The 24,163-nt window shown below is 68.6% G+C and carries 19 protein-coding genes and 1 pseudogene; 4 read left to right on the top strand and 16 right to left on the bottom strand.

Annotation, left to right across the window (positions count from 1 at the left end; all coding sequences use genetic code 11):
* Positions 1-177: 177 nt before the first annotated feature.
* Positions 178-1,029: a universal stress protein gene (locus Q0741_RS09575; protein ID WP_298232973.1), complete on the bottom strand. Its 852-nt coding sequence runs from the start codon at positions 1,027-1,029 to the stop codon at positions 178-180.
* A gap of 440 nt (positions 1,030-1,469) precedes the next feature.
* On the opposite strand from Q0741_RS09575, the gene Q0741_RS09570 reads away from it, so the two are divergent.
* Positions 1,470-2,414, top strand: a complete 945-nt coding sequence (locus tag Q0741_RS09570; protein WP_298232972.1) for a LysR family transcriptional regulator — start codon at positions 1,470-1,472, stop codon at positions 2,412-2,414.
* Here the strand turns inward: Q0741_RS09570 and dmpG are convergent.
* The 9 genes from dmpG to Q0741_RS09525 all read right to left on the bottom strand — a co-directional run bounded on the left by dmpG (position 2,354) and on the right by Q0741_RS09525 (position 12,998).
* Positions 2,354-3,415, bottom strand: coding sequence for a 4-hydroxy-2-oxovalerate aldolase (dmpG, locus tag Q0741_RS09565; protein ID WP_298232971.1), 1,062 nt, complete (start codon positions 3,413-3,415; stop codon positions 2,354-2,356). The genes Q0741_RS09570 and dmpG overlap by 61 nt on opposite strands.
* A 14-nt stretch (positions 3,416-3,429) precedes the next feature.
* Positions 3,430-4,389 carry an acetaldehyde dehydrogenase (acetylating) gene (locus Q0741_RS09560; protein ID WP_298232970.1) on the bottom strand — a complete coding sequence of 320 codons (960 nt, stop codon included), beginning with the start codon at positions 4,387-4,389 and terminating at the stop codon, positions 3,430-3,432.
* A gap of 42 nt (positions 4,390-4,431) precedes the next feature.
* Positions 4,432-5,226: a 2-keto-4-pentenoate hydratase gene (gene mhpD / locus Q0741_RS09555; RefSeq protein ID WP_298232969.1), complete on the bottom strand. Its 795-nt coding sequence runs from the start codon at positions 5,224-5,226 to the stop codon at positions 4,432-4,434.
* 51 nt (positions 5,227-5,277) lie between these two features.
* Positions 5,278-7,107, bottom strand: a complete 1,830-nt coding sequence (locus tag Q0741_RS09550; RefSeq protein ID WP_298233002.1) for a TRAP transporter large permease subunit — start codon at positions 7,105-7,107, stop codon at positions 5,278-5,280.
* A 152-nt stretch (positions 7,108-7,259) separates the two neighbouring features.
* Positions 7,260-7,790, bottom strand: coding sequence for a PPC domain-containing DNA-binding protein (locus tag Q0741_RS09545; RefSeq protein WP_298232968.1), 531 nt, complete (start codon positions 7,788-7,790; stop codon positions 7,260-7,262).
* 122 nt (positions 7,791-7,912) lie between these two features.
* Entirely contained in the window at positions 7,913-8,989 is a 1,077-nt protein-coding gene (locus tag Q0741_RS09540; protein ID WP_298232967.1) for a TRAP transporter substrate-binding protein, read from the bottom strand.
* A gap of 67 nt (positions 8,990-9,056) precedes the next feature.
* Positions 9,057-9,374 (bottom strand): hypothetical protein, encoded by a 318-nt coding sequence (locus tag Q0741_RS09535; RefSeq protein ID WP_298232966.1) that lies wholly within the window; start codon positions 9,372-9,374, stop codon positions 9,057-9,059.
* 63 nt (positions 9,375-9,437) lie between these two features.
* The gene (locus tag Q0741_RS09530) at positions 9,438-9,752 is read right to left on the bottom strand and encodes a hypothetical protein (protein ID WP_298232965.1); all 315 of its coding nucleotides are present in this window, start codon (positions 9,750-9,752) and stop codon (positions 9,438-9,440) included.
* Positions 9,753-10,091: 339 nt separating this feature from the next.
* On the bottom strand, positions 10,092-12,998 hold the full coding sequence (locus Q0741_RS09525; RefSeq protein WP_298232964.1) for a PAS domain S-box protein: 2,907 nt from the start codon (positions 12,996-12,998) through the stop codon (positions 10,092-10,094).
* A 389-nt stretch (positions 12,999-13,387) separates the two neighbouring features.
* On the opposite strand from Q0741_RS09525, the gene Q0741_RS09520 reads away from it, so the two are divergent.
* Complete coding sequence (locus Q0741_RS09520) at positions 13,388-16,378, top strand: PAS domain S-box protein (protein WP_298232963.1); 2,991 nt, start codon at positions 13,388-13,390, stop codon at positions 16,376-16,378.
* Here Q0741_RS09520 and Q0741_RS09515 read toward each other — a convergent pair.
* Positions 16,361-17,350, bottom strand: a complete 990-nt coding sequence (locus Q0741_RS09515) for a hypothetical protein (RefSeq protein WP_298232962.1) — start codon at positions 17,348-17,350, stop codon at positions 16,361-16,363. The genes Q0741_RS09520 and Q0741_RS09515 overlap by 18 nt on opposite strands.
* A gap of 223 nt (positions 17,351-17,573) precedes the next feature.
* Between Q0741_RS09515 and Q0741_RS09510 the strand changes: the two genes are divergently transcribed.
* Positions 17,574-18,347: a response regulator gene (locus Q0741_RS09510; protein WP_298232961.1), complete on the top strand. Its 774-nt coding sequence runs from the start codon at positions 17,574-17,576 to the stop codon at positions 18,345-18,347.
* 90 nt (positions 18,348-18,437) lie between these two features.
* On the opposite strand, the gene Q0741_RS09505 is transcribed toward Q0741_RS09510, so the two are convergent.
* The 3 genes from Q0741_RS09505 to Q0741_RS09495 form a co-directional block, all read right to left on the bottom strand.
* A complete protein-coding gene (locus Q0741_RS09505; protein WP_298232960.1) occupies positions 18,438-19,268 on the bottom strand; it encodes a peptidoglycan-binding protein in 831 nt (276 codons plus the stop codon).
* A 120-nt stretch (positions 19,269-19,388) separates the two neighbouring features.
* Complete coding sequence (locus tag Q0741_RS09500; RefSeq protein ID WP_298232959.1) at positions 19,389-20,039, bottom strand: hypothetical protein; 651 nt, start codon at positions 20,037-20,039, stop codon at positions 19,389-19,391.
* A 365-nt stretch (positions 20,040-20,404) separates the two neighbouring features.
* Positions 20,405-20,692 carry a surface-adhesin E family protein gene (locus Q0741_RS09495; protein ID WP_298232958.1) on the bottom strand — a complete coding sequence of 96 codons (288 nt, stop codon included), beginning with the start codon at positions 20,690-20,692 and terminating at the stop codon, positions 20,405-20,407.
* A gap of 88 nt (positions 20,693-20,780) precedes the next feature.
* On the opposite strand from Q0741_RS09495, the gene Q0741_RS09490 reads away from it, so the two are divergent.
* Positions 20,781-22,865, top strand: coding sequence for an AAA family ATPase (locus Q0741_RS09490; protein ID WP_298232957.1), 2,085 nt, complete (start codon positions 20,781-20,783; stop codon positions 22,863-22,865).
* A 275-nt stretch (positions 22,866-23,140) separates the two neighbouring features.
* Here the strand turns inward: Q0741_RS09490 and Q0741_RS09485 are convergent, their stop codons facing one another.
* Positions 23,141-24,073 carry an electron transfer flavoprotein subunit alpha/FixB family protein gene (locus Q0741_RS09485; RefSeq protein ID WP_298232956.1) on the bottom strand — a complete coding sequence of 311 codons (933 nt, stop codon included), beginning with the start codon at positions 24,071-24,073 and terminating at the stop codon, positions 23,141-23,143.
* Position 24,074: 1 nt separating this feature from the next.
* Positions 24,075-24,163, bottom strand: a pseudogene (locus Q0741_RS09480) (electron transfer flavoprotein subunit beta/FixA family protein); the annotation flags it as partial.

Raw genomic sequence — 24,163 nt, 5'->3', positions numbered from 1 at the left:
TGCCGAATTGAAGAATCCCGTCACACCCGCGGGGCCTGTCCCCGCGCAGGCGGGGAGCGGGTGTGACGGAATTCTTAAAGTCGGCGTCAAGAACTGGTATGAGGCTGGCGCCGTTCGTTGCGCTCGAACCGGATGCGGCCCAAGCCGCACGTCCGGTTCTCAGTGGATGGCCCAGCCTCAGCGCAGGATCAGCACCGGCACCTCGCTCAAGCGCAGCAGCGTGGTGGTGGTGCTGCCCAGCAAGAACTGCCGGATGCGGGAGTGGCCGTAGGCCCCCATGACCAGCAAGCCAGCGGCGTGATTGGCAATCACCTGCGGCAAGGCTTCGTCAGGCTCTCCCGCACACGGTTGCATGGCGACATCGAAGCCGGCCGCCCGCAGCCGTTCGCAAGCGGGCAGCAACACTTCCTGCGGTGCCGCCTTGTCCGAGGCAAACGCCAGCACCAGCGGCAGCCCGGCCAGCAGCGGACTGGTGGCTACGCGTTCCACGGCCTGCCATGCCGTGGCACTGCCGTCGAAGGCGATCACCACCCGCTCGGGCAGCACGAAATGCTCGCCCGGCACGACCAGTACCGGGCGATGCACGGCGCGCACCAGCTGCTCGACATGGTGGTCCAGGTACATCCGGGAGGGTGCGGCATGAGGATGCCGGCCCAGCACGAACAGCCGCGCATCGCCTTCCAGCTCCAGCGCGGCACTGGCCAGCTCGCCATGGCGCAGCCGGCCATCGTGGCGCGCCACTCCCGCCGTGGCCGCCCGCTCGCGCGCGGCCGCGAGCAGCTGCCCACCGAGCTCCTGGGCCACCCGTGCGCGCTGCTCGTCCAGCGAGGCGAGCTCCTGCAGCAGCGCTTCCTGGCTGCCCAGCCCGATGGCACCGCTGTAGTCGGTGCCAGCCACCGGCACCGACGCCCGCTCCAGCATGTGCAGGAACTCCAGGGGCGTGTCCAGCCGCCCCGCCGACCAGATGGCCCAGTCGATCACGGCGGTGGTGTTCGCTTGCCCGTCGATGCAGGCATAGACCTTGTCCATGGCGATTCACTCCTGGCTCAATGTGTCAGCTGTTCGACCGCGCCGGGCTTGTCGTGCACGGCGAACCGGTCCACCAGGGTAGCGCTGGTGGCGTCACACCCGAGCACTTGCACGGCGACTCCCTCACGGCGGAATGTTCGCCAAGAACAGACCCGACAGCAGCACGCCGATGCGGAGCGACGCATGGGTCCGAGCACCGCGCCGATTTTTCGTAAGGTGCATCCTGCAATCCAGTTGGGGTAACCGCGTCGCAGCGTCGATCAAGCCCGCGGACCCGTCGATTCTTGACTTCCGGTCAAGAGAGTTCTGCACGCATCGAGCCGCGGCAAGGCAGCGCCTCGTCCCATACTCCGGCCACGACCGCACACCCCTGCGCCCAGACGGCCGCCAGGAGGTGCCGCGCGAGACAGGAGACGAACCATGCAGGAGGCAAGCCGCTGATGGACCTCAAGCAACTGCAGTTGTTGAAGGACGTGGTCGAGGCCGGCAGCCTCAGCAAGGTGTGCGCCGTGCGCGGCGTGGCGCAATCGGCGCTGAGCAAGCAGATCACGGCCCTGGAACAGGACTTCGGGGCCCGGCTCTTCTACCGCACGGGCCGCGGCGTGGTGCTGACCGAATTCGGGCAGGCCGTCATGCCGCGCGTGCATACCCTGCTGGCGGATTGCGAGCTGCTCCGGGCCGAGGTCCGTGCCCGCGCCGGCGTCCCGAGCGGGCCCGTCAGGCTGGCGGTCCAGGCGTCCATCACGCAGATCATCGTCGGCTCGTTGTTCCAGCGCGTGCGACGCGACTTCCCGCGCATCGAGCTTCGCCTGATGGAGGGCTTTGCCGGCCACATCGAGGAGTTGCTGGCGCATGGCCGGGCCGACGTGGGCGTGTTCTCGCGCTACGGAGACCACCGGCTGCGCACCGACGAAGCGCTTGCGACCGACGACCTGTTCCTGGTCGGCCCGCCGGGCCATACCTGGATCGGCGCCGAGGTCTTCCCGTTCCGCGACCTGGGCAAGGTGCCGCTCGTGCTCCCGGGCATGCCCGACGGCCTGCGCCTGATGCTGACGCAGGCCGCGCGCCAGGCCGGCATCGAGCTGGACATGGCGACCGAGGTCGACTCGCTGACCGCCATGAAGGAGATCGTCGCCACGGGCGGCGGCTACACCATCCTGACCCGGCAGGCGGTGGCCGCGGAGCTGGAGCTGGGCCGGCTGGCGATCGCCCGCATCGTGGAGCCGGTGCTGACGCGCACCCTGGTGCTGGCCACCACCACGCACCATCCGCTGACCTCGGCCAGCCGCGCGGTGGCGGACCTGATCCGCCACCAGGCCCAGCCTCAGCCCGCCGCGCTCGCGGAGCGCTCCACGGCGGCCGACGAGGCCGTGGGCTGCCGCTGACGCAGCAGGTCGAGCGCGACGTCGACGATCATGTCCTCCTGGCCGCCCACCATCCGGCGCTTGCCCAGCTCCACCAGGATGTCCACCGTCCTGAGCCCGAAGCGGCGCGCGGCCGCTTCCGAGTGCCGCAGGAAGCTGGAGTACACGCCGGCGTAGCCCAGCGCCAGCGTCTCGCGGTCCACGCGCACCGGGCGGTCCTGCAGCGGACGCACGATGTCGTCGGCCGCATCCATCAGCCCGAACAGGTCGCAGCCGTGGTTCCAGCCCAGGCGCTCGGCCGCCGCGATGAACACCTCCAGCGGGGCGTTGCCCGCGCCCGCGCCCATGCCGGCCAGGCTGGCATCGATGCGGTCGCATCCTTCCTCCACGGCGACGATGGAGTTCGCCACGCCCAGGCCCAGGTTGTGGTGCGCGTGCATGCCGGTCTGCGTCTCGGGCCGCAGCGTGTCCTTGAAGGCGCGGAAGCGGTCGCGCACGTCCGCCATGCCCAGCGCGCCGCCCGAGTCCACCACGTAGCAGCAGTGGGCGCCGTAGCTCTCCATGAGGCGCGCCTGCTGCGCCAGCCGCTGCGGCGTGGTCATGTGGCTCATCATCAGGAAGCCGGCGACGTCCATGCCCAGATTGCGCGCCGTCTCGATGTGCTGCCTGGCGACATCGGCCTCGGTACAGTGCGTCGCCACCCGCACCACGCGGGCGCCCGCGGCGTAGGCCGCCTTGAGGTCGTGCACGGTGCCGATGCCCGGGATCAGCAAGGTCGCGATCCTCGCGTGCCGGACCACCGAGGCCACGGCCTCGATCCACTGCACGTCGGTGTGCGCACCGAAGCCGTAGTTGAAGCTCGAACCCTGCAGGCCGTCGCCGTGCGCGACCTCGATCGAGTCGACCCGGGCCTCGTCCAGCGCGCGCGCGATGCGCTGGACCTGCTCGATGCTGTAGCGGTGGCGCACGGCATGGCTGCCGTCGCGCAGGGTCACGTCGGAGATGTAGAGCTTTCGGTTCATGGGGGGTCTCCTTCTCAGGCGGTGGCGCTGTCGCGAACCAGGCGCTGCTGGAGCATGCGCGCGGCCATGCGCTCGGCGGTGGCCAGCGCGGCGCTGGTCATGATGTCGAGGTTCCCGGCATAGGGCGGCAGGTAATGCGCGGCGCCCTCCACTTCCAGGAACACGCTGGTCTTGAGGCCGCTGACGCGGCCGACACCGGGAATATCCAGGCCATCTACCCGCTCGAACTGCACCGCCTGTTTCAGGCGGTAGCCCGGCACGTAGCGCTGCACCTCGGCCGCCATGCGCTCCACCGAGGCGCGCACCGCGGCCTCGTCGGCCAGCTCGCTGAGCGCGTACACCGTGTCGCGCATCATCACCGGCGGCTCGGCCGGGTTCAGGATGATGATGGCCTTGCCCTTCGCGGCGCCCCCCACGGCTTCCAGCGCCTTGGAGGTCGTCTCCGTGAACTCGTCGATGTTGGCCCGCGTCCCGGGACCGGCGGAGCGGCTGGAGATGCTGGCCACGATCTCGGCGTAGTGCACCCGCGCCACGCGCGACACCGCCGCCACCATCGGAATGGTCGCCTGCCCGCCGCAGGTCACCATGTTGACGTTGGCCGCGTCCAGGTGCTGCTCGCCGTTGACCACCGGCACGCAGTACGGGCCGATGGCCGCGGGCGTAAGGTCGATCATGCGCAGGCCGGGCCGCAGCGCGCGCAGGTAGGCGTCGTTGCGCACGTGCGCCGACGCGCTGGTGGCGTCGAAGACGATGTCGATGTCGGCGAAGACCGGCAGCGCCGCCAGGCCCTGCACGCCTTCGTGCGTGGTGGCGGCGCCCAGCCGCGCGGCCCGGGCCAGGCCGTCGGAGGCCGGGTCGATGCCGACCATGGCGCCGACCTCGACATGGACGCCGTGGCGCAGGATCTTGATGAGCAGGTCAGTACCAATGTTGCCGCTGCCGATGATGGCGGCCTTCAGCTTGCGTGAGGGCATGTGTTTTCTCCGTTTCGTGGAAACCGTTGCAGGCGCAAACGCTCAGGCCGGGAAGGCGGCTCGCACCGAGCCCAGGCCGCCGATGTGCGTGTCGATCACCTCGCCGGGCGCCACGCCGACCATGGGGCCCAGGGCGCCGGTCATGACCACGTCGCCGGCCCGCAGCGGCCGGCCCACCGCCACCATCTTCCGGGCCAGCCACAGCGCCGCGTGCAGCGGATGGCCGAGGCAGGCGGCGCCAACGCCCACGGACACCGCCTCGCCTCCCCGCTCCATCACCATGCCGCACAGCCGCAGGTCCACCTGGTCCAGCCGCCGCGGCTCGGTGCCCAGCACGTACAGGCCGGAGGATGCGTTGTCGGCCACCGTGTCCAGCAGGCGGATGTCCCAGTTCCGGATGCGGCTGCCCACGATCTCCAGCGCCGGCAGCGCGTAGGCCACGGCGGCGACCAGCCCGGACAGCGTCACGTCCGCCTCCAGGATGTCGCGCTGCAGGATGAGCGCGATCTCCGCCTCGGCCTTGGGCTGCATCACGCGGCCCAGGGGCACCTCCTCGCCGGAGGCGAACTCCATGTCTGCAAACAGCATGCCGAAGTCGGGGCTGTCCACCCCGAACTGAGCCTGCACGGCCCTGGAGGTCAGGCCGATCTTGCGGCCCACGAGCCGGCGCCCGCAGGCCAGGTGGTGCCGCGTGTTGGCCTCCTGCACCGCGTAGGCGGCCTCGATGCCGCCGGCCTCCAGCTCGTGCCGCAGGGGATCGATGGCCACGCCGCTGTCGGCGGCTCCGCGCAGCCGCGCGGCAAGGTCTTGCCAATGCGTCGATGGGTCGTTCGTCATGTCGTTCCTTGAAAGGTTGTGATGGAAACCGTTAGGGCACGGTGCCGGGCTTCAGTCGAGGAAGCCGATGGAGATCCACGGCAGCAGGGCCACGAGCGCGGTGCCGGCCACCAGCGCCACGAGATAGCCCAGGATGGGCCGGATGCCGGCGTTGGGATGGATGCGGCTGATGGCGCACGCGGCGTAGTAGCCCACGCCGAAGGGCGGCGCGAACAGGCCGATGCCCATGGCCAGCACCACAACCATGGCGTACTGCACCTCGTGGATGCCAAGCTGCCGGGCGATGGGGAACAGCAGCGGCCCGAACAGCACGATGGCGGGAATGCCTTCGAGCACGCTGCCCAGCACGATGAAGGCCAGGATGGACACGACCATGAAGCCGGCGGCGCCGCCCGGCAGCTGCGTCATCGCCTCGGCCAGCTGCCGCGAGAAGCCGGACTGCGTCAGCGACCACGCCATGCCGGTGGCCGCGCCGATGATCAGCAGGATCGCGCCGGACAAGGATGCGGTTTCCACCAGCGCCGGCCCGATGCGCCGCCAGTCGAAGCGGCGGTAGACCAGCAGCCCCATCAGGACCGAATAGACGATGCCGATCGTGGAGACCTCGGTCGCGGTCGCGACCCCCTCGACGACGGCGGCGCGGATCACGAAGGGCAGCGCCAGCGCGGGAGCCGCGATCAGCAGGCTGCGGCCGACCTGCGGCCAGCCCACGCGCGCGGCGGCCGAGCGGCCATCGGCGCGGCTGCGCCACCACACCACCAGGCCCAGCATCACGGCCAGCACCGCGCCCGGCAGCAGGCCGCCGGTGAACAGGTCGGCGATGGAGATGCCCGTGACCGACCCGACCGTGATCAGCACCAGCGAGGGCGGGATGGTTTCCGTCTGCGCCCCCGAGGCCGACAGCAGCGCCACCATCTCGCCATCCTTGGCGCCGCGCTGCTTCATCTCGGGAAACAGCACCGGCGCGACGGCCGCCATGTCGGCCGCCTTGGAGCCGGAGATGCCGGAGACCAGGTACATCGCGCCGATCAGCACGTAGGACAGCCCGCCCCGCACATGGCCCAGCAGGTTGGCCAGGAACTGCACCATGGCCCGGGCCATCGAGGTCATCTCGATGAGCAGGCCGAGGAACACGAACAGCGGCACGGCCAGCAGGATCAGGTGCGACATGCCTTCGTCCATGCGGCCGATGACGACGATGGTGGGCGTCGAGGTCGCCAGCGAGAGATAGCCGAAGGTGGCCAGGCCGAACGCGAAGGCGATGGGCACGCCGGCGAAGACCAGCGCGCCGACGATGCCGACGAAGAAGATCAGCAGGTTCAGGTTGCCGAGTTCGCCGAGCACGGGCTGCAGCAGCACCAGGGCGCCCACCACCGCCCCCACCGCGGCCACGGCCACCAGCAGCAGCCGGCGGTCCTGGAAGGCCAGCAGGCGCACGCCGGCCATGGCGGCCAGCAGCGCCATGCCCACCGGCAGCGCGGCGGCGCGCCAGGCATTGGAGATGTCCAGTGCCGGCAAGGTCACCATGCGCTCCTCGCTGGCGAACTCCCAGGCCGGATGGGCCACCAGCAGCAGGTAGACGAAGGCCGCCACCACGGCCACGAGGTCCAGCAGGCTGCGCATGCGCGGCGAGGCCTTGTCGACGAAGGCCGTCATGCGCATGTGGCCGCCGCGGCGGAAGGCCACCGCCGCGCCGAACATGGCCAGCCACAGGAACAGGATCGACGCCAGCTCGTCGGCCCAGACGATGGGCTGGTGGAACACGTAGCGGCTGGCCACGGCGCTGAACAGCACGCCGATCTCGGCGAGCACCAGCAGGGCCGCCGGCACCTCGGCGGCATGGCCCAGCATCCGGTCGGCCCGCGCGGCCCAGGCCGGCATCGTGCCGGCGCCGCTGTCCTGTGCCGGCGCGATGCCGCCGGTACCCGGGTCGTGCGCCGGGCGTTCTCCCGGCAATGGCAGATGTGCCTGCAACTGCTGCATCTTGTCTCCTCTCGTTCCTGCTGCGCTGGGGATGTGCGGCCTGGGGCCGTCTAGGGATGTCCCGGCAAGCCGAGCACGTTGGCGCCGATCTGCGGATCGACGAAGCGCTCCAGCCGATGCGGGTGCAGCACGACCGTGATCTCCGACGATCCGGTGCCCACCGTCAGGCCGAGCAGGTGTCCGCCGTGGCTGGCAAAGCTGCCGTCGGTGACGATGCCGTGTGCGTGGATGGACGGTTTTCCTTCCTTCCAGGCGATGGTCCCCGTCATGTGGGCCAGTTCCACGTCGTTGAAGGTGCGCGGGTTGAAGGCCTTGCGGCCGAAGTCATAGAAACCGAAGGTCGCCTCGCGCATGAAGCCGATGCCGACGAAACTGGCACTCGGGATCTTCTCGGCGAGGGCCAGCCGTTCCAGATGGGCCAGCACGTTGTCGCCGTTGCGCAGCACCATCAGGTAGCCCGTGGGCGTGCGGATGTACTTGGCGTCGAGGTCCTGCGCGGATGCCGCGCCCGCGTGCAGCCCCGGCAGCGCGAACGCGAACAGGCTGCAGCGCAGTGCCTTGAGCATGCGTGTGAGAGTCATGCGAGTCTCCTGTGTGGAGGGGTCGAGAGAGGTCGTGAGGGGTCGGTTGGGGCGTGGGCGGGCCTGCAGGGCGTGCGCCGCACGCCCCGCACCGCTTGCACGGTCAACGTGGTGGTTGCGCCTTAGGCGAGCGTTCCCGCGTACTTTTCGAGGCGGGCCCAGGCCTCGGCCCCGAACTTCTTCTGCCAGTCCCGGTAGAAGCCGGCCTTGCGCAGGACGTCCCGGAACGGGTTCAGCTCGGGCGTGTTGAAGGCCATGCCCTTGGCCTTGAGGTCGTCGCGCAGCCGGGTGTTGAGCGCATCCACCGCCTGGCGCTGGCGCAGGGCGTGCGCGTCGAAGATGCGCGCCGCGAGCTGCCGCAAGTCCTCCGGCAGCGCGTTCCAAGAACGCATGTTGCCCACCAGCCAGAAGCCGTCCCAGACATGGGAGGTCTGGGAGCAGTATTTCTGCACCTCGTACAGCTTCTGCGTTTCGAGGATGGTGAGCGGGTTCTCCTGCCCGTCAACGACCTTGGTCTGCAGCGCCGTGTAGGTCTCGGCCATGTTGATGCCTGCCGGCGCGGCCCCGAAGGCCTTGAACAGCGAGGTCAGCGCCGGGCTCAGGGGCACGCGGATCTTGAGGCCGGCCAGGTCCGCGGGCGTGCTGATCTGCCGCGTGCTGCTGGTGACGTGGCGGAAGCCGTGGTCCCAGATCCTCGCCTGCGGCACGAGGTTGGCCTTGGCGAAGCCGGCACGGATGTGGGCACCCAGCTCGCCATCCATGGCCGACCACACGGCCTGGTAGTCCGGGAAGGCGAAGCCGACGCCGCTGATCGAGGCCACGGGCACCAGCGTGCCCCAGATCAGGCCGGCGGTGCTCACGAAGTCGATGGCGCCGGAACGCACCTGCGAAATCATGTCGGTGTCGCTGCCCAGCTGGCTGTTGGGGAACACCTCGATCGAGAGCCGGCCTTGCGATTCGCGCAGGATCTCGGCGCACGCGGCCGTGAGCCCGGCCGTGGTGGGGTGCGAGGGCGCCAGCGCGATGCCCAGCTTGTACGAGAAGCGTGCCGGCGCGGCGCGCGCCGACAGCGGCGCCAGCAGCGATCCGGGCGCGGCTCCGAGCGCGGCGATGGAGGCGAACTTCCTGAGCGCCGCGCGCCGCGGCACCACGTCGGGCGACACCGTTTCAGTGCCGTGATTCGGGCCGTTGGTATCCATGGTGCTTGTCTCCTTTCCTGGTCATGCGTCGGGCGGCACGGCCCGTGGCCGGCAGCCCTGCGTGCCTTCAGCGGCTGTTGAGGTAGGCGGCGAACGAGCGGGCGCCGTCCCAGTTCTGCACCAGCGTCAGCTTGCGCCGGGTGAAGAGTCCGGCCGCCACCCTCTCGGCGAAGGCCTCGAAGGTGGTGGTCGGATCGTTGACTTCGAACACGAAGCAGACCTTGGCTTCCTCGTTGGACAGCCACGGACCGGCCAGCAGCTTCAGGTCGCTGGGCAGGTTGTGGGGCTTGACGCCCTGGCGCAGGTTGCCCAGGAACTCGGCCACGCCCTTCATCACCGGCGCGCTCATGTCCTTGAGCCAGACTTCATTGAAAAAGATCGGCATCGTTCTCTCCTCGTGGGCTCGACGCTTCGAGCCTGGGTTTTCTCGGGGCTGGCGTGCAGCCGCTCAGGCGTTGAGGCGGTCGGCGTAGGCCTTCAGGCCATCCCAGTCGGACAGCAGCGTCAGCTTGCGCCGCGCGAACAACCCGCTGACCATGCGCTCGGCAAAGGCGTCGAACATCGTGGAGGGGTCATCGATCTCGAAGATGAACATCACCTTCGCCTCTTCGGCCGAGAGCCACGGGCCGGCCACCATGCGCAGGTCGTTGGGCAGGTTGTGGGGCTTGTCGCCCACGCTCAGGTTGCCGAAGAAGGTGACGGCCTCGTCCATCACCTTGGGGCTCACGTCGCCGAGCCAGACTTCATTCAAGAACAGCGGCATCGCAGTCTTCCATCAGGGGTTTGCCATCCGGGCAGGCGGGGACGCGCTGTCGCATGTCCCGGCTGCCACTCGGACCGCTTCGAGCGGATCGAAGCGGGCAGGCAAAGAATAGGAAGGGGGTGCCGCGCGAGGTAGTGCGAAACCGAGATATCAGACTTTCCGCCGGCGCTGCCGGGTCGGGCCAGCTTGCCGGTTATGGCCTGGGGTCGCGGCCGGCCGACGCCACCTGAATTTCAAGGCGGACTGTGTGCTGCAGGTGGGGACTCTATGGCTTTGGCTGGCCGGCGGCCGTGGGGAGGCGGCCCGTGGCCGCCATGGACATTGTGGTTGCGTGGGCGATCAAGGAGCCTTGGGCGGCGGCAACCATTGCAGCAACGTCGCATACAGCCGCGCGGGATCCACCGGCTTGGCCACATGGTCGTTCATGCCGGCGTCCAGGCAAGCCTGCCGATCCTCTCCGAAGGCATTGGCCGTCATGGCAACGATGGGCAGTTCGGCGCTGATGTGCTGGCGAATCTGCCTTGTCGCCTCCAGCCCGTCCATCACGGGCATCTGGATGTCCATCAGCACCAGGTCATAGGACCGGGTGGATACCAGCTCCAGCGCGCTGCGTCCGTTGTCGGCGGTCTCGACCTCCAACGACGCGGCACGCAGCACCGCGGAGGCCACGGCCTGGTTGACGACGTGGTCCTCCACCAGCAGCACGCGCTGACCGCCGTGACGCGAGCGCAGCAGCGCCTCGGCTTCCTCCCTGGAGAGCTCCTCGCGTGCGGAGCCTGCCAGCGCCACGACCTCCTGGCCATCGTGCCGAGCCCGCCCCAGCCAGGCGGTGAACCAGAAGGTGCTGCCCTCGCCCGGCTCACTTTGCAGCCCGACTTCCCCGCCCATCAGGGCAGCGAGGTGGCGTACCAGCGCCAGGCCCAGGCCGGTGCCGCCATGGCGCCGGGTGGTCGAGCCATCGGCCTGCTCGAACGCCTCGAACACCGCCTGCTGGCGCTCCAGCGGGATACCCAGCCCGGTGTCCTGCACCTCGAAGCGCACCAGCAGCCGCTGCGCGTCCTCGCGCAGCAACCGGCCGCGCAGCGCCACCGTTCCCCTGTCCGTGAACTTCACCGCGTTGGACAGCAGGTTCAACAGTGCCTGCGACAGCCGCGTGGGGTCGCCGCTCAAGCGCCTGGGCAGGTCGTCGGTGTCCAGGGTGAACTCGAGTCCCTTGTCGGACGCCAGGCCACGCACCATCGCCAGCGACCGCCCCAGCAACTCGTCGAGGTCGAACTCGTTGTCCTCCAGCACCATCTTGCCGGCCTCGATCTTGGAGAGGTCCAGGATGTCGTTGAGGACCTGCAACAGGTGCCGGGCCGCTTCCTGGAGCTGGTCGAGGCGCTGCTGCTGCAGCGGGTCGCGGGTGTCCCGCAACATCAGGTGCGTGAGTCCGAGGATGACGTTCAGCGGCGTGCGGATCTCATGGCTCGTGTTGGCCAGGAACGCCGTCTTGGCTGCGCTGGCCACTTCGGCCTGGCGCGTGCGTTCGCGCAACTGTTCCTCCAGCGCCTTGCGCTCGGTAAGGTCGTTCAGCAGCACCAGGAAGCCCATCGCCCGCCCCTGCGCGTCACGCAGCACGCTCAGGTGCAGTTGCCCGGGAAACGACGTGCCGTCGTCGCGCACGTAGGTCCACTCGTTGCGCGGGCCTTCGCCCGGGCGCGCCCGCTCGGGCAGCAGGCCGGCAATCAGCGCTGCGGGCATGCGTGAGCCCTCGGCCTGCACGTCGGACGGGAAGAACTGCGCCTTGTAGGTCAATTCCTCGGGCTCGCAGAAGTCCGTCACCAGGCGCCCCAGGACCTGCTGCGCCGTGGTGCGGAACATGGCCTCTGCGGCAGGGTTGAATGAGGTGATGTGCCCTTCCAGGTCCGTGGAGATCACGGCGATGCGTGCACTGGCCACGATGGCCTTCTCGCGCTCGCTCAGGGCCTGGAATTCGGCGATGTGCTGGTGCACCTGCTGCGCCAGCATGTCGCGTGCGGTGCGCTGCTCATGGATGTCGGTGGCCGAGCCAAACCAGCGCACGGCCCGGCCCCGTCCGTCGAAAACGGGCTCGACCCGCACCAAGTGCCAACGGTATTGACCGTCATGGCGGCGGATGCGGTGCTCGTGCATGACCGGCCCGGGCTCGGCAAGGGCACGCTGCCAGACCGCCAGGGTTGCGGGCAGGTCGTCGGGGTGAATGGTGGCCGTCCAGCCCTGCCCCGTACTATCGAACGCGTCCAGCCCGGTGTACTCGTGCCAGCGTTTGTTGTACCAGTTGACGTGGCCGTCGGGTTCGTTGCTCCAAAGCAGGTCGGGCACCAGGTCAGCGATGGCGCGCATCTGCGCCTCGCTCTCGCGCCGTGCCGCTTCGGCTTGGCGGCGCGCAGTGAGGTCCACCGTCACCGCCAGCAGGCGAGGCTCACCGCCCGGCTGCGGCTCCAGCCGCGTGAGGCTGCTCTGGGCCACGACCAGCGTGCCGTCCGGGCGCCGATAACGCTTTTCCAGCGTCGCGCTGCCACCCTGCGCCAGCACCCTGGCGGCGGCCTCCAGGCTGGGACCCACGTCGTCGGGATGGGTCACGTCCGCGATCGTCATGCCCAGCAGGGCTTCGGTGCTGCGTCCGACGATGCGGCTGAGCTCGGGATTGACCCGGACGAAGCGGCCATCCGGTGCAATCTCGGACAAGCCCACCAGGGCGCGCTCAAAGAGCATGGCCAGCTGTTCCTCGCCCTGGCGCACCGCGGCTTCGGCGCGTTTGCGCTGCGTCGTCTCGACGACGGTGAGGAACACGCCAGCTACCAGGCCGTCGTCGTCGCGCAGTGGGCTGTGCGCCAGCGAGAACCAGGCGTCTTCCAGCTTGCCCGAGCGCATGACGCAAAAATGCGCATCCTCCAGGCTGACCGACTCGCCTTGCCACACGCGCTCATAGATCGGCGCGTTGATGTGCCAGGCCTCGGGCCAGCACTCGCGCGTGGGTCGTCCCAGCCCGGCCGGATGCCTGATGCCCATGAGGCTGAGGTAGGCGTCGTTGTAGATCTGGATGAGCTGCGGCCCCCACAGCACGACGCTGGGGACGGGGTGCGCCAGCACGGTCTGCACGATCATGCGCAGGCTCATCGGCCACAGCCGGATAGGGCCCAGCGGCGTGGCGGCCCAGTCGTACTCGCGCACGCGCTGCGCCATCTCGCCGCCGCCACACGGCCATGCATTGACTGTTTTCACGGAATCGAGTCCTGCCCACGCGTGCGGGGCAACCGTTTCAAGGAGGCCGCGTCATCGTTCGCAGCGCGTTTCCCTGAAGCAGTACCGAGCTTGGCGTGTACGGCACCTGAAACTCCCGTACTGGCCGACAGCAGCTACGGGCCCAATGGCCAAAGCAGCATGTGCCATGCCGGTGAAACCGCGCCCATGGCACACAGCGCCGTAGAAGTCAGCGCGACGTCTTTGCGCATGCCCGGCTTGTCTCTTTCGAAGCCCGGTTGGCCGCTCCGAGCTGCCGCCAGACGCGGCACGACGCTCTTTTCCTTTGTCCTTGTATCCCGCGTGTATCGAGCCGGTATCGCCATGGCAATCGTGTCCCATGGCCGGTATCGCACTCCTAGACTGGCGCCGTGAACGCCCACACCGCCTCGCTTCGGCACGATCCGGTCCGGGCACCCGGCCGGCTCGCGGATCAACTGCGGTCGCTGCACCGCATCGCTTTGGCAGTGGCCCAGCCGGCAGGACCCACGCTGTTCGACGACCTGGTGTGCGAGCTCGCCGCGGCGCTGGGCGCGGCCATCGCTTTCGTCGCCGTGCATGCCGACGAGTCACGGCAGAGCCTGCGCACCCTGGCCGCCCGCCTCGACGGGCAGGCGCTGGCGAATTTCGACTACCGCCTTGAGGGTTCGCCCTGCGCCTGCGTCGTGGACGGGTTCCGCTACGTGGCCCAAGGGGCGGGCCGAGAGTTCCCGCCCGGAACGCTTTTCGCCGCCCAAGGCATGGATGCCTACGCCGCCTACCCGATGCACGACAGCGCCGGCGCGCCGCTGGGCCTGCTGGTGACAATGGACCGCCGCCCCGTGGCCGGCGGCGACGCCGGCCATGCCGAGGCGGTGCTCAAGATCGTCGCCAGCCGCCTGGCCGCGGAGATCGAGCGCAGCCGCACCGACGCGCTGTGGCGCTCGGCGGCGCTGGCGGTGTCCGCCGCCAGTGGCGACACCGTGTTCGACGAGCTGGTGCGGCTGCTGGCCACGCTGCTGGGCGTGGAAATCGCCTTCATCGCACGCCACCTGCCCGAGGACCCGGCAGCGCTGCACATGCTCGCCCTGCACCAGGACGGCCAGCTGCTGCACGGCATCCGCTACGCGGTGGCCGGCACGCCCTGCGAAACCGTGCTCGGCCAGCAGTTCCGGGCCTATGCCAGTGCCTTGCAAGAGCGCTTCCCGGATGACGAGGACGCCCGCGCCCAGTGCCAGGAGGGCTACGCCGGCTACCCGCTCATGGCGCTCGACGGCACGGCGCTGGGCATCGTGTCGGTGGCCTCGCGCCGGCCGCTGCAGCAGATCGAACGCATCGAGTCGCTGCTCAAGATCTTCGCGCTGCGCGCCGCGGCCGAGATCGAGCGGCTGAACGCTGCCGAGGCGCTGCGCCGCTCCGAGGCCAGCTACCGCGCCATCTTCGACGCCGCCGAAGATGCCATCTTCGTGCACGACTGGGACAGTGGCGCCATCCTCGACGTCAACGCCAAGGCCTGCGAGACCTACGGCTGGACGCGCGAGGAACTGCGCCGGCTCACCGTGGCCGACATCAGCGCCAGCGAACCGCCCTACACGGCGCAGGACGCGGCGCGCTGGCTGCAGCTCGGCCGCCTGGGGCGCTGCCCGGCCTTCGAGTGGCAGCGGCGCAACCGCGACGGCTCGCTGCACTGGGACGAGGTGCGCATCAAGCCCGCCGTCATCGACGGCCGGCCGCACCTGCTGGCCTTCACCCGCGACATCACCGAGCGCCTGGAGCGCGAGCGCGAGCTCCAGCGCAGCGAGGCCCGGCTGCGCGCGACGGTGGAGGCGGCTTTCGACTGCGTGGTCGGCATGGACGGCGAGGGCCGCATCGTGGAGTTCAACGCCGCGGCCGAACGCAGCTTCGGCCACCGGCGCGAGAACGTGCTCGGCCGGACGCTGGCCGAGGTGCTGCTGCCCGAGCACCACCGCGAGGCCCACGCGCGCGGACTGCGCCATTTCCACGGCAGCGGGCGCGGCCCGATGCTGGGGCGGCTGGTGGAGACCACGGCGCTGCACGCCGACGGGCGCGAGATCCCGGTGGAGCTGGCCATCAGCGTGGCCGCGGTGCCGGAGGGCAGCATCTTCGTGGGCCACCTGCGCGACATCAGCGAGCGCCGCACCGCCGAGGCCGAGCGCATGCAGCTCGAAGCCCAGCTGCGCCAGGCGCAGAAGATGGAAGCCATCGGGCAGCTCACCGGCGGCATTGCGCATGACTTCAACAACATCCTCACCAGCGTCATCGGCTACCTGGTGCTCGGCCAGGAGCGCGCGGAAGCGATCGGCGACGCCACACTGGTGCGCCAGCTCGGCCAGGCGCAGCTGGCGGCACAGCGGGCACGCGACCTGATCGCGCAGATGCTCGCCTTCGCGCGGCGCCAGCGCGGCGAGCGGCGTGTGCTGGCGCTGCCGCCGCTGGTGAGCCAGACGCTGAGCCTGCTGCGCTCGACATTGCCGGCCTCGGTCGAGATCGACGCTCCGGCGGCCCTGGCCGACGACCAGGCGCTCGCGGTGTCGGCCGACCCGGTGCAGCTGGAGCAGGTGCTGTTCAACCTGTGCATCAACGCGCGCGACGCGATGGCGGGCCGGGGGCGCATCACGGTACGCATCGCGCCACAGGCCGGGCACGGGGCCTGCGCCTCGTGCAAGGCGCGCATCGCCGGCAGCCGCTGGCTGGCGCTGAGCGTGGCGGACAGCGGCGGCGGCGTCGCGCCCGACATCGCCGAGCGCATCTTCGACCCCTTCTTCTCCACCAAGGCGCCGGGACAGGGCTCGGGCATGGGCCTGGCGATGGTGCACGGCATCGTGCATGACCATGGCGGCCACCTGCTGCTGCAGAGCGCGCCGGGGCAAGGCGCGACGTTCACGGTGTTGCTGCCGGCCGCCGCGGCGCACACCGGCACCGCAGGCGCGCCGGCATCGACGGTGGCGCCCACCCCGCCCGCGCTCGCGGGCCGCGTGCTCGTGGTCGAGGACGACGCGATGGTAGGCGGCTACCTGGCCGAGCAGCTCGGCGGCTGGGGCCTGGAGGTGGTGCTGCAGCGAGATCCGCTGGCTGCACTGGCCTGGCTGCGGCAACCCACCCATCGGCCCGACTTGCTGATCACCGACCTGACGATGCCGCAGATGACCGGCCTGCAGCTCGCCTGCGAGGCGGTGAAGCTGTGCCCCGCCCTGCCGGTGCTGCTGATCAGCGGCCAGCTCGGCGCTCTGGACGCCGAGGAGCTGGAGCGCTGCGGCGTGCGCGCGACGCTGGCCAAGCCGCTGGCGGCGCGGCAACTGCGGGCATTGCTGCGGCAGTGGCTGCCGGCTCCGGAGCAGGCAAGCTCAGGCGGCCATCGGTAGCGGCACCTCGGGCTGCGCCGGCACGGCGTCGCTCAGCGGCGCCAGCGCATCGCGGATGCGCGCGGCCTGCGGCCCATCGACCAGCGAGAACAGCACCTTCTGGAACCGCGGCTCCATCACGCCGGAGACGATGTACTGCCAGCGGTAGGCCTTGAGCACCGTCGCGGCGATGTGCTCGCGCTGCGCCTGCGTGAAGGGCCGTGACGCCACGGCGCAGAAGTAGCGTGCATCGGCGGCGGCCTGTGCCTGCAGGATGCCGTCCAGCGCGCCCACCAGCGCGATGAGGTCGTTCACCGCGGCGTCGCGCGCAGCCGGCGTGAGCTTCGCGTCCTCGGCCAGGAGCTCCAGCTCGTCCAGGACGGCGTGCTGCGACTCCTCCTTCCAGTGGAACAGGAACACGTCCTTCCACAGCCCGCAGAGCCTGGCGTCGGGCTCGATGCTGGCGCGGTAGTGGGCTTGCGTGAAAAGCTCGATGTCCAGCGTCAGTGCCAGTACCGCCCAGGTGCTCTTGCCCAGCACCGCCTGGGCCACGGCATTGGCATCGGCCGTCTGCACGTAGCCGGCGGGCATGTCGGCGGCCATCATGGCTTCGAGGCGGCGGAACAGCGCCTGGTGCTTGAGCTCCTCGTCGGTCATGCGCACCAGGGCTTCCAGCGCGACCTGGTCGCCGAGCCAGTGCTCGCGGCTGATCTCCAGCACCTTCGCGCCGATGAAACGCTCGGCCAGGCCGAAGATGTAGGCGTAGGTGCGGCCCTGCACCTGGCTCATCAGCCGCTGGTCGGCAGCGCTCAGCGAAGGCATCTCATGAACCAGCGACAGCCCGCTGGGCAGGAAGGCCCGGGTGTAGTCGAGGTGGCGGCCACGGATGAGGTCGCGCTCGATCTCCCAGCGCACGCGGCGCGAGGTCTGGATGACCTTGGCATAGCGGGCCGAGCGGCTGGACACGGAGGCGGCGGCGATCGTGACGGACATGGTGTGCTCCTGGGGTGGTGAACTCGCCCTTGGCAGCGGTGCCGGGGCGTGAGAGCACTTTCGGGCGTGCCGGTAACGCGCCTGCTGCGCGCCGGTTGCGGTTTGTCGTCGTCGTGTATCGAGGCTGCCGCGCCCGGCAGCGGCTTGCAACCGGCAGGTAACACGCGCCGGAGGCTTGTCGCGACGTTTTCCCCAGGCCGGACACGGCGCAGAATCGCCCGCCATGAAGCCGGTGGCCTCGCTGCTGATCGTTGACGATGACGCCTCGGTGCGCCAGATGCTGGTGGAGTACCTGGGCGGCCATGGCTTCGCGGTGCGCACCGCGGAGGACGGCGCCTCCATGCGCGCCCAGCTCGAACGGGAGCTGCCCGACCTCATCCTGCTCGATTTGCGCCTGCCTGGCGAAGACGGTCTTGCGCTCGCGCGCTTCCTGCGCGAGCGGCACGACGTGGGCATCGTGATGGTCACCGGCGCCACCGACACGGTGGACCGCGTGGTCGGCTTGGAGATCGGCGCCGACGACTACATCGGCAAGCCCTTCGATCCGCGCGAGCTGCTGGCGCGCATCAAGAGCGTGTTGCGGCGCCTGCAGCCCCGGCGCGCGGAAACCGCTGCCTCGACGCCTGCCCCATCGTTTGCGCCAGCGGCAGCCAGGCCAACCGCAGCCGGTGCCCCAAGGAGGCGCGAACGCTTCGGGCGCTGCGAGATCGACCTCGAAGCCCGGCGGCTGTTCGACCTCTCCTGCGGCGGCGCGGAAGTGGCGTTGACCGCCATGGAGTACGAGCTCATCCGCGTCTTCCTTGCCAATCCGAACCGGGTGCTGTCACGCGACCAGTTGCTGATGCACACACGCAACCGCGAATGGGAGCCCTTCGACCGCTCGATCGACATCCGCATCGGGCGGCTGCGCCGCAAGGTGGAGCCGGAGCCGCAAGGCGAGCCGCGCTGCATCCGCACGATGCGCAACGGCGGCTACATGTACGTGCCTCAGGATTGAAGCCGCGCGCCAGCATGGGACCGTCAGTCCGCGGCTTCAAACCACTCCAGCGAATTTCACACTGCGGCCACTGGGTCAAAAAGAATCGTGTCACCCAGGGACGGTAGTTTCGTGAATTTTCGCCTCCATGGCATCCAACAGCTTCCAAGTCTTGGCGCCCACGATTCCATCGACCAACAGTTGATTCTGCTTTTGGAAAGCCGCCACGGCGACTTCGGTACCGGCGCCGAAGTCATTATCGACCGCCACCATATATCCCAGCTTTTGCAATAGCCGCTGCAATTCGCCCACGGCATGGCCTTTGGAGCCGCGGCGCAGCACCGGCCGGTTCTGGCTGGGCGGCGCTGCGCCCGTCAGCACCAAGCCTTCCAACCGGGCAAGCGCCATCTTGGCTTTGGACGTCAAGGTCCTGCGATCATCCAGGCCGTTCGTGCCGCCGTTGATCAGCTTCGTGACCCGAACCACGTCGTCGGCATCGCACGCGACATTGATTTTTCTGTCTTTCCAGTATTCACAGGCAATTTTTAAGGACAGCACCGGCTCGGCCGCCAGCACGGGATTGTTTTCAAGATCCTGATGAAGAATCGCACCCATTCTTCTGTAGTTGGCGCGCCCGGTCAGCTGGATCAATCCGCGGCCTTTGTAGCGCGGCCCGTCACCGTCTTTGACGTTTCCGAGGTCGGCCCGGTGCTCATAAGCCTGCCCGCTGGCAAATTCCTCAGTAGTGCGAAACCCCGCGGACTCATGGCAGGTTTGGGCAAGAAAGTGAGCAATACGAAAACGCGTGTTGATCTCATAGGCGCTCAACGTTGGAGCCAGCACCTCCCCGACTGCGGTAATGATGGCGTTCTGCCGTTCGGCATTGGCGCCACTGAACCGCGGAGCGATTTCGCGCATGGTTTGGGCATCAACTTCAATCATGAGATCCTCCTGGAACCAACCGCCCCTGCAGAGCGGGAAACGTTGACTGAAACACAAGTGGGCAAGGGATATATCCGATTCTCGTGTCGTCACTCCTTTCAGCCGACTGATGATGAACGCTCAGGGCAGCTCGAAATCATGATCGGCTGGCCGGACGCCTGCCCGCTCGAAAAATTCCGGGCCCAGTTCGGAGGTCGTTCGCCCCGTGCAAGGCAGGTTGGCTATGCGCTTGCCATCTTTCTCGACCACGACTCCGGATTTTTGACCCCAGCCTTTTCCTATGGCGGAATAAACGATGTAGCGGTACGGCGGTTTGGCGAAAACCATGAAGGCACCGCCGCCGCCGGAAAACAGCAGCGTACCGCCTTGTGTAACGGCTCGCCAATCGTCGCCCGCGCGGGGATAAACCAATTCCGCGCGAGCTGGACGACCAAACCTGTATTGAATGGTCCCGGTGGCCGCCGTGATCTCCCTGGAAGCGCATACCGAGACGGCACGTGATTCAACCGCGCAGAAGAAGACGACCTGTTGCGTAGAGGCACATGCGGAGGGTTCGGCAACGGCGTCGCGGGCGGTGAGGGCCACTACCCCGGTAACCGCGCACCAGGCCCACAGCCTCCACGAGGCAACGAGATAACCCCGCTTTTTCATGTCGATCTCAAAGATGGGCTCTTCATGTGCCGTCAATGCTTTAACAACTGAGATTCCGGTGCATATCGCGATTGGTTGCGAAAAGAAGAGCACCTCTTCTGGAAACAGCCGTTTGCTCATGGTCAGCCCCGAAAATCCAGCGCCGGGCGATGACGGGCGGCATTTCCCGCCAAAGCAGGCGGCAACATTGCTCTACCTTTGTATGCCCGGCAAGCGGGCATAAACCCCCCGTTTTCGATGACTTCCCGGGAGCGAGCGGGAGAGCACCTAGACACAGAGGCATGTGAATACCTTCCCAATTGTTGTTCTTGCGAAATTTGCTGCCTTGACTGCCGAAGCGGCGGCAATCTGTGACTGCTCAACCAATCTACGGAAAAGGTCCGTGACAGAGAAGCCCCCTCTATCGTTCGCATGACCAAAGTCCGTAGACCATGAGCTTGCGTTACTGGACGCCGCCGCTCCCATCCCCGTGGCACCGCTTGCGCTCACCGCACCGGGGCCACTGTCTTCCGGCCCGAATTCGATGAGCGATGCCTGTGGCTGGCAGCCGTGCTTCGGCTGCGGTTGCACACCACCTTGGTGATGTGGCCCCCCACCGTGCCCGGCCCCGCGGTCATCCAGTCGCCGAACACCATCCCGCCGCGCGTGGGGTCGCCGCCGCCCATGCGGCCCTTGAAGCTCTGGTACTGGGCCAGACGGTGCCGCCGCCCCGTGCAATCGACCTCGTAGAGAAGCTGCATGGAGCGGTCGAAGTCGGTCACGGGCTGCGCCATGGACATGCTGCCGGGACGCACAAGAATGCATGGCGCCGGGCACTGAAGGTGCCGGGGGTGAGTACACCGGTAGCACGGAGGTCAGGTCATGTCAGATTCGCCCAAGAGCAGCAGCCGCACGGATGGGGCCTGGATGGCGCTGAAAAAAGCGGCCACCCGGCTGCAGGACTGGTTCGCGATGCAGTCCGTGGCCGCCAAGCTCGGCGTGTTAGCCCTGGCCGTGCTGATCCCGGCCACGGCCATCTACTCGGCCATGCTGCTGCAGCGGCGCGCCGCCCTGGCCGACGCGGTGCAGGCCATCCCCTTGGCCACACCGGGCGGCGCATCCGCCCTCAATGAACGGCTGCCGGTGGTGCTGGGCAGCGGTTCGCTGCTGGGTTTCCTGGAGGCCGAGCCGGTCGAGCGCATCACGGTGATCTACGAGCCGCAGCTCTTCAGCGTGCGTGCGGGCATCGTGCTGGTGGAGTCGCGGGGGCGGCTGCATGCCTACTACCCCAGCGACATCGAGACCCGCATCTTTGCCGAGAAGGCCGTCATCGCGCCCTGGGGCACCAAGCTCGCCTTCGTCCCGCGCGGCGAACTCGGCGCGTCGGGCCAGGAACTGCTCGACCGCCTCGACCAGCGCTTCGCCAATGCCCGCCCGCAATCCGCGGACGACGGATGGCGGGGCACGGCCAGCGGCGTGCTGTCGGCGCTGCTGACCATCGGCCTGCTGAGCTTCCTGGCGATCCAGCTCAGGGGCCAATTCAAGAGCCTGAAGTTCATCGAACCGTCGCAGATCAGCGGCTCGCTCGATGAACTGGTGGGCATGGACGACATCAAGGCCGAGGTCGGGCAGATCGTGGACCAGTACCGGCGCCGCGCCGAGTACGCCGAGTACGGCATCCGCAAGCCTTTCAACGTGATGTTCAGCGGGCCCGCGGGCACCGGCAAGACCAAGCTCGCGAGTTACCTCGCACGCGAGCTCGGGCTGCCGATCCTGTTCCATTCCGCGGCCGCGCTGGAGACGGGCTACGTGGCCGGCGGCTCCAACACGCTCAACCGCATCGTGGCCATCGCGCGGCGGCGCAAGCGCTCCATCATCTTCCTCGACGAGGCGCAGGACCTGTTCATGAAGCGCGGCGGCCGCCGCAAGTTCGACGACGACACCGCCAACACGCTGCTGGCGCTCCTCGACGGCGTGCGCACGCGCCAGGACACCGAACTCATCTGGGTCGTGGCCAGCAACTTCAACAGCGCGACCCTGCAGATGGACGAAGCGATGCTGCGCCGCTTCCAGATGAAGGTGGACTTCAGGCTGCCCAACCGTGACGAGCGTCTGCAGATCATCCACCACTACCTGGCGCAGCGCGCCGAGAAGGTGCTGCCCGACCTGGACCTGGGCCACCTGGTAGCGGTGACCGAGGGCCGCAGCCCGGCGGACCTGGAAACCATCGTCAACCAGGCCGGCATCATGGCCGTGCAGGCCGGCACGCTCATCGGCGCCGACACGCTGATGCAGGCTGCCGAGCGCGTGCTGGTGGGCAACGTCAACACCAGCACCACCGACGAGCGCGAACGCGACCGCCGCATCATTGCCGTGCACGAGTGGGGGCACTTCCTGGTGGACCTGGAACGCGAGCGGCGGGTGACGGGCGACGACTGGAACCGCATCCTGGCCGAGATGAAGACCATCAAGATCTCGCTCAAGGCCATCCCGCGCAACAACGCGCTGGGTTTCGTCTTCTACAAGCAGGGCGGCAATCTGCTCAAGACCAAGGGGGACATCGAGCACGACGTGCGCGTGCTGTTGGGCGGCATGGCCAACGAGGAGCTGTTCTTCGGCGAGGACGGCACCACCAACGGCGCCTTCAACGACATCACCCGCGTGACGCAACTGCTGCACCATGCCGTGGGCGAGATGGGCATGTACCGCAAGACGCGGCTGAACTTTGGGGCACTGTCGGACGGCCAGGGCGGCGGCCGCGCGCTGGACGAGGAGACGCGCAACATCATGGAGATGCAGAGCGAGCGCCTGTATGCCGAGACCAAGGCGCTGCTGCAGCGGCTCATGCCCTTGAGCGAGCACCTGGTGGGCAAGCTCATGCAGCGCATCGAGATGGACCTGGCCGAGGCGCTGGATGAGATCCGGCGCTTCGAGGCGGAACGTGCGCACGCTGCAGGAGCGCCATGACGCGCTCACGGTTGAGCACTTGACTGCAGGCTTCCAGTACCCGGGGCCGGCGCAACCCTTTCTTCAACCCGCAGCCCGGCATGTTCAATCCCCAGCGGATGCGCTACCTGCGCTTCGTCCGCGCGGGCTACTCATGTCCCGAAGGAAGCTGTCGCTGTCTCATGAATGGCTACCTTGAGGCTCGGCGTCGACGTAACGCAGCGGTACAGCAGACGCCGGCGCCAACAAACAACAGCATCTTCGCCGTGTCAGAGGCATGGTGCGCCTCAATGCGGCTACAGCGCGGACACCAGCTCCGGAACCGCCGTGAACACGTCGGCCTCCAGGCCGTAGTCGGCCACGCTGAAGATCGGCGCCTCCGGGTCCTTGTTGATCGCCACGATCACCTTGGAGTCCTTCATGCCCGCCAGGTGCTGGATCGCGCCGCTGATGCCGCAGGCGATGTAGAGCTGCGGGGCCACGATCTTGCCCGTCTGGCCCACCTGCCAGTCGTTGGGGGCGTAACCGGCATCCACCGCGGCGCGCGAGGCACCCAGCGCGGCGCCCAGCTTGTCGGCCAGCGGCGTGAGCACTTCCGTGAATTTTTCAGCGGAGCCCAGTGCCCGGCCACCCGAGACGATGATCTTCGCGGCGGTCAGCTCGGGCCGATCCGACTTGGTCAGCTCGCGGCCGACGAAGGCGCTCTTGCCGCTGTCGCCCACCGCTGCGATGGTTTCAACCGCGGCGTTGCCGCCGGTAGCCGGGGCGGCGTCGAAGCCCGTGGTGCGCACGGTGATGACCTTCACCGCGTCGGCGCTCTGCACCGTGGCGATGGCGTTGCCGGCGTAGATCGGGCGCTCGAAGGTGTCGGCACTCAGGACCTTGGTGATGTCGCTGAGCTGCGCCACGTCGAGCTTGGCGGCCACGCGCGGGGCGGCGTTGCGGCCGTTGGCGGTGGAGGGGAACAGGATGTGGCTGTAGGCCGGTGCCACAGCGAGCACCTGCGCCGCCACGTTCTCCGCAAGTTGCTTGCCCAGCGCGGGCGAGTCGGCGTGCAGCACCTTGCTCACGCCCTGCACCTGGGCGGCGGCCTGGGCCACGGCGGCGGCGTTCTCGCCGGCCACCAGCACGTGCACTTCGCCGCCGCAAGCGGCTGCGGCAGTCACGGTGTTGAGGGTCGCGCCCTTGAGGGACGCGTTGTCGTGTTCGGCAATGACGAGTGCGGCCATGTCAGATCACCTTGGCTTCGTTCTTGAGCTTGTCCACGAGGGTCGCCACGTCGGGCACCTTCACGCCGGCGCCGCGCTTGGGCGGCTCGC

It is taken from the genome of uncultured Azohydromonas sp., assembly GCF_937926365.1.
Lineage (GTDB): Bacteria > Pseudomonadota > Gammaproteobacteria > Burkholderiales > Burkholderiaceae_C > Azohydromonas.
This window is presented reverse-complemented; position numbering and strand designations above follow the sequence as displayed.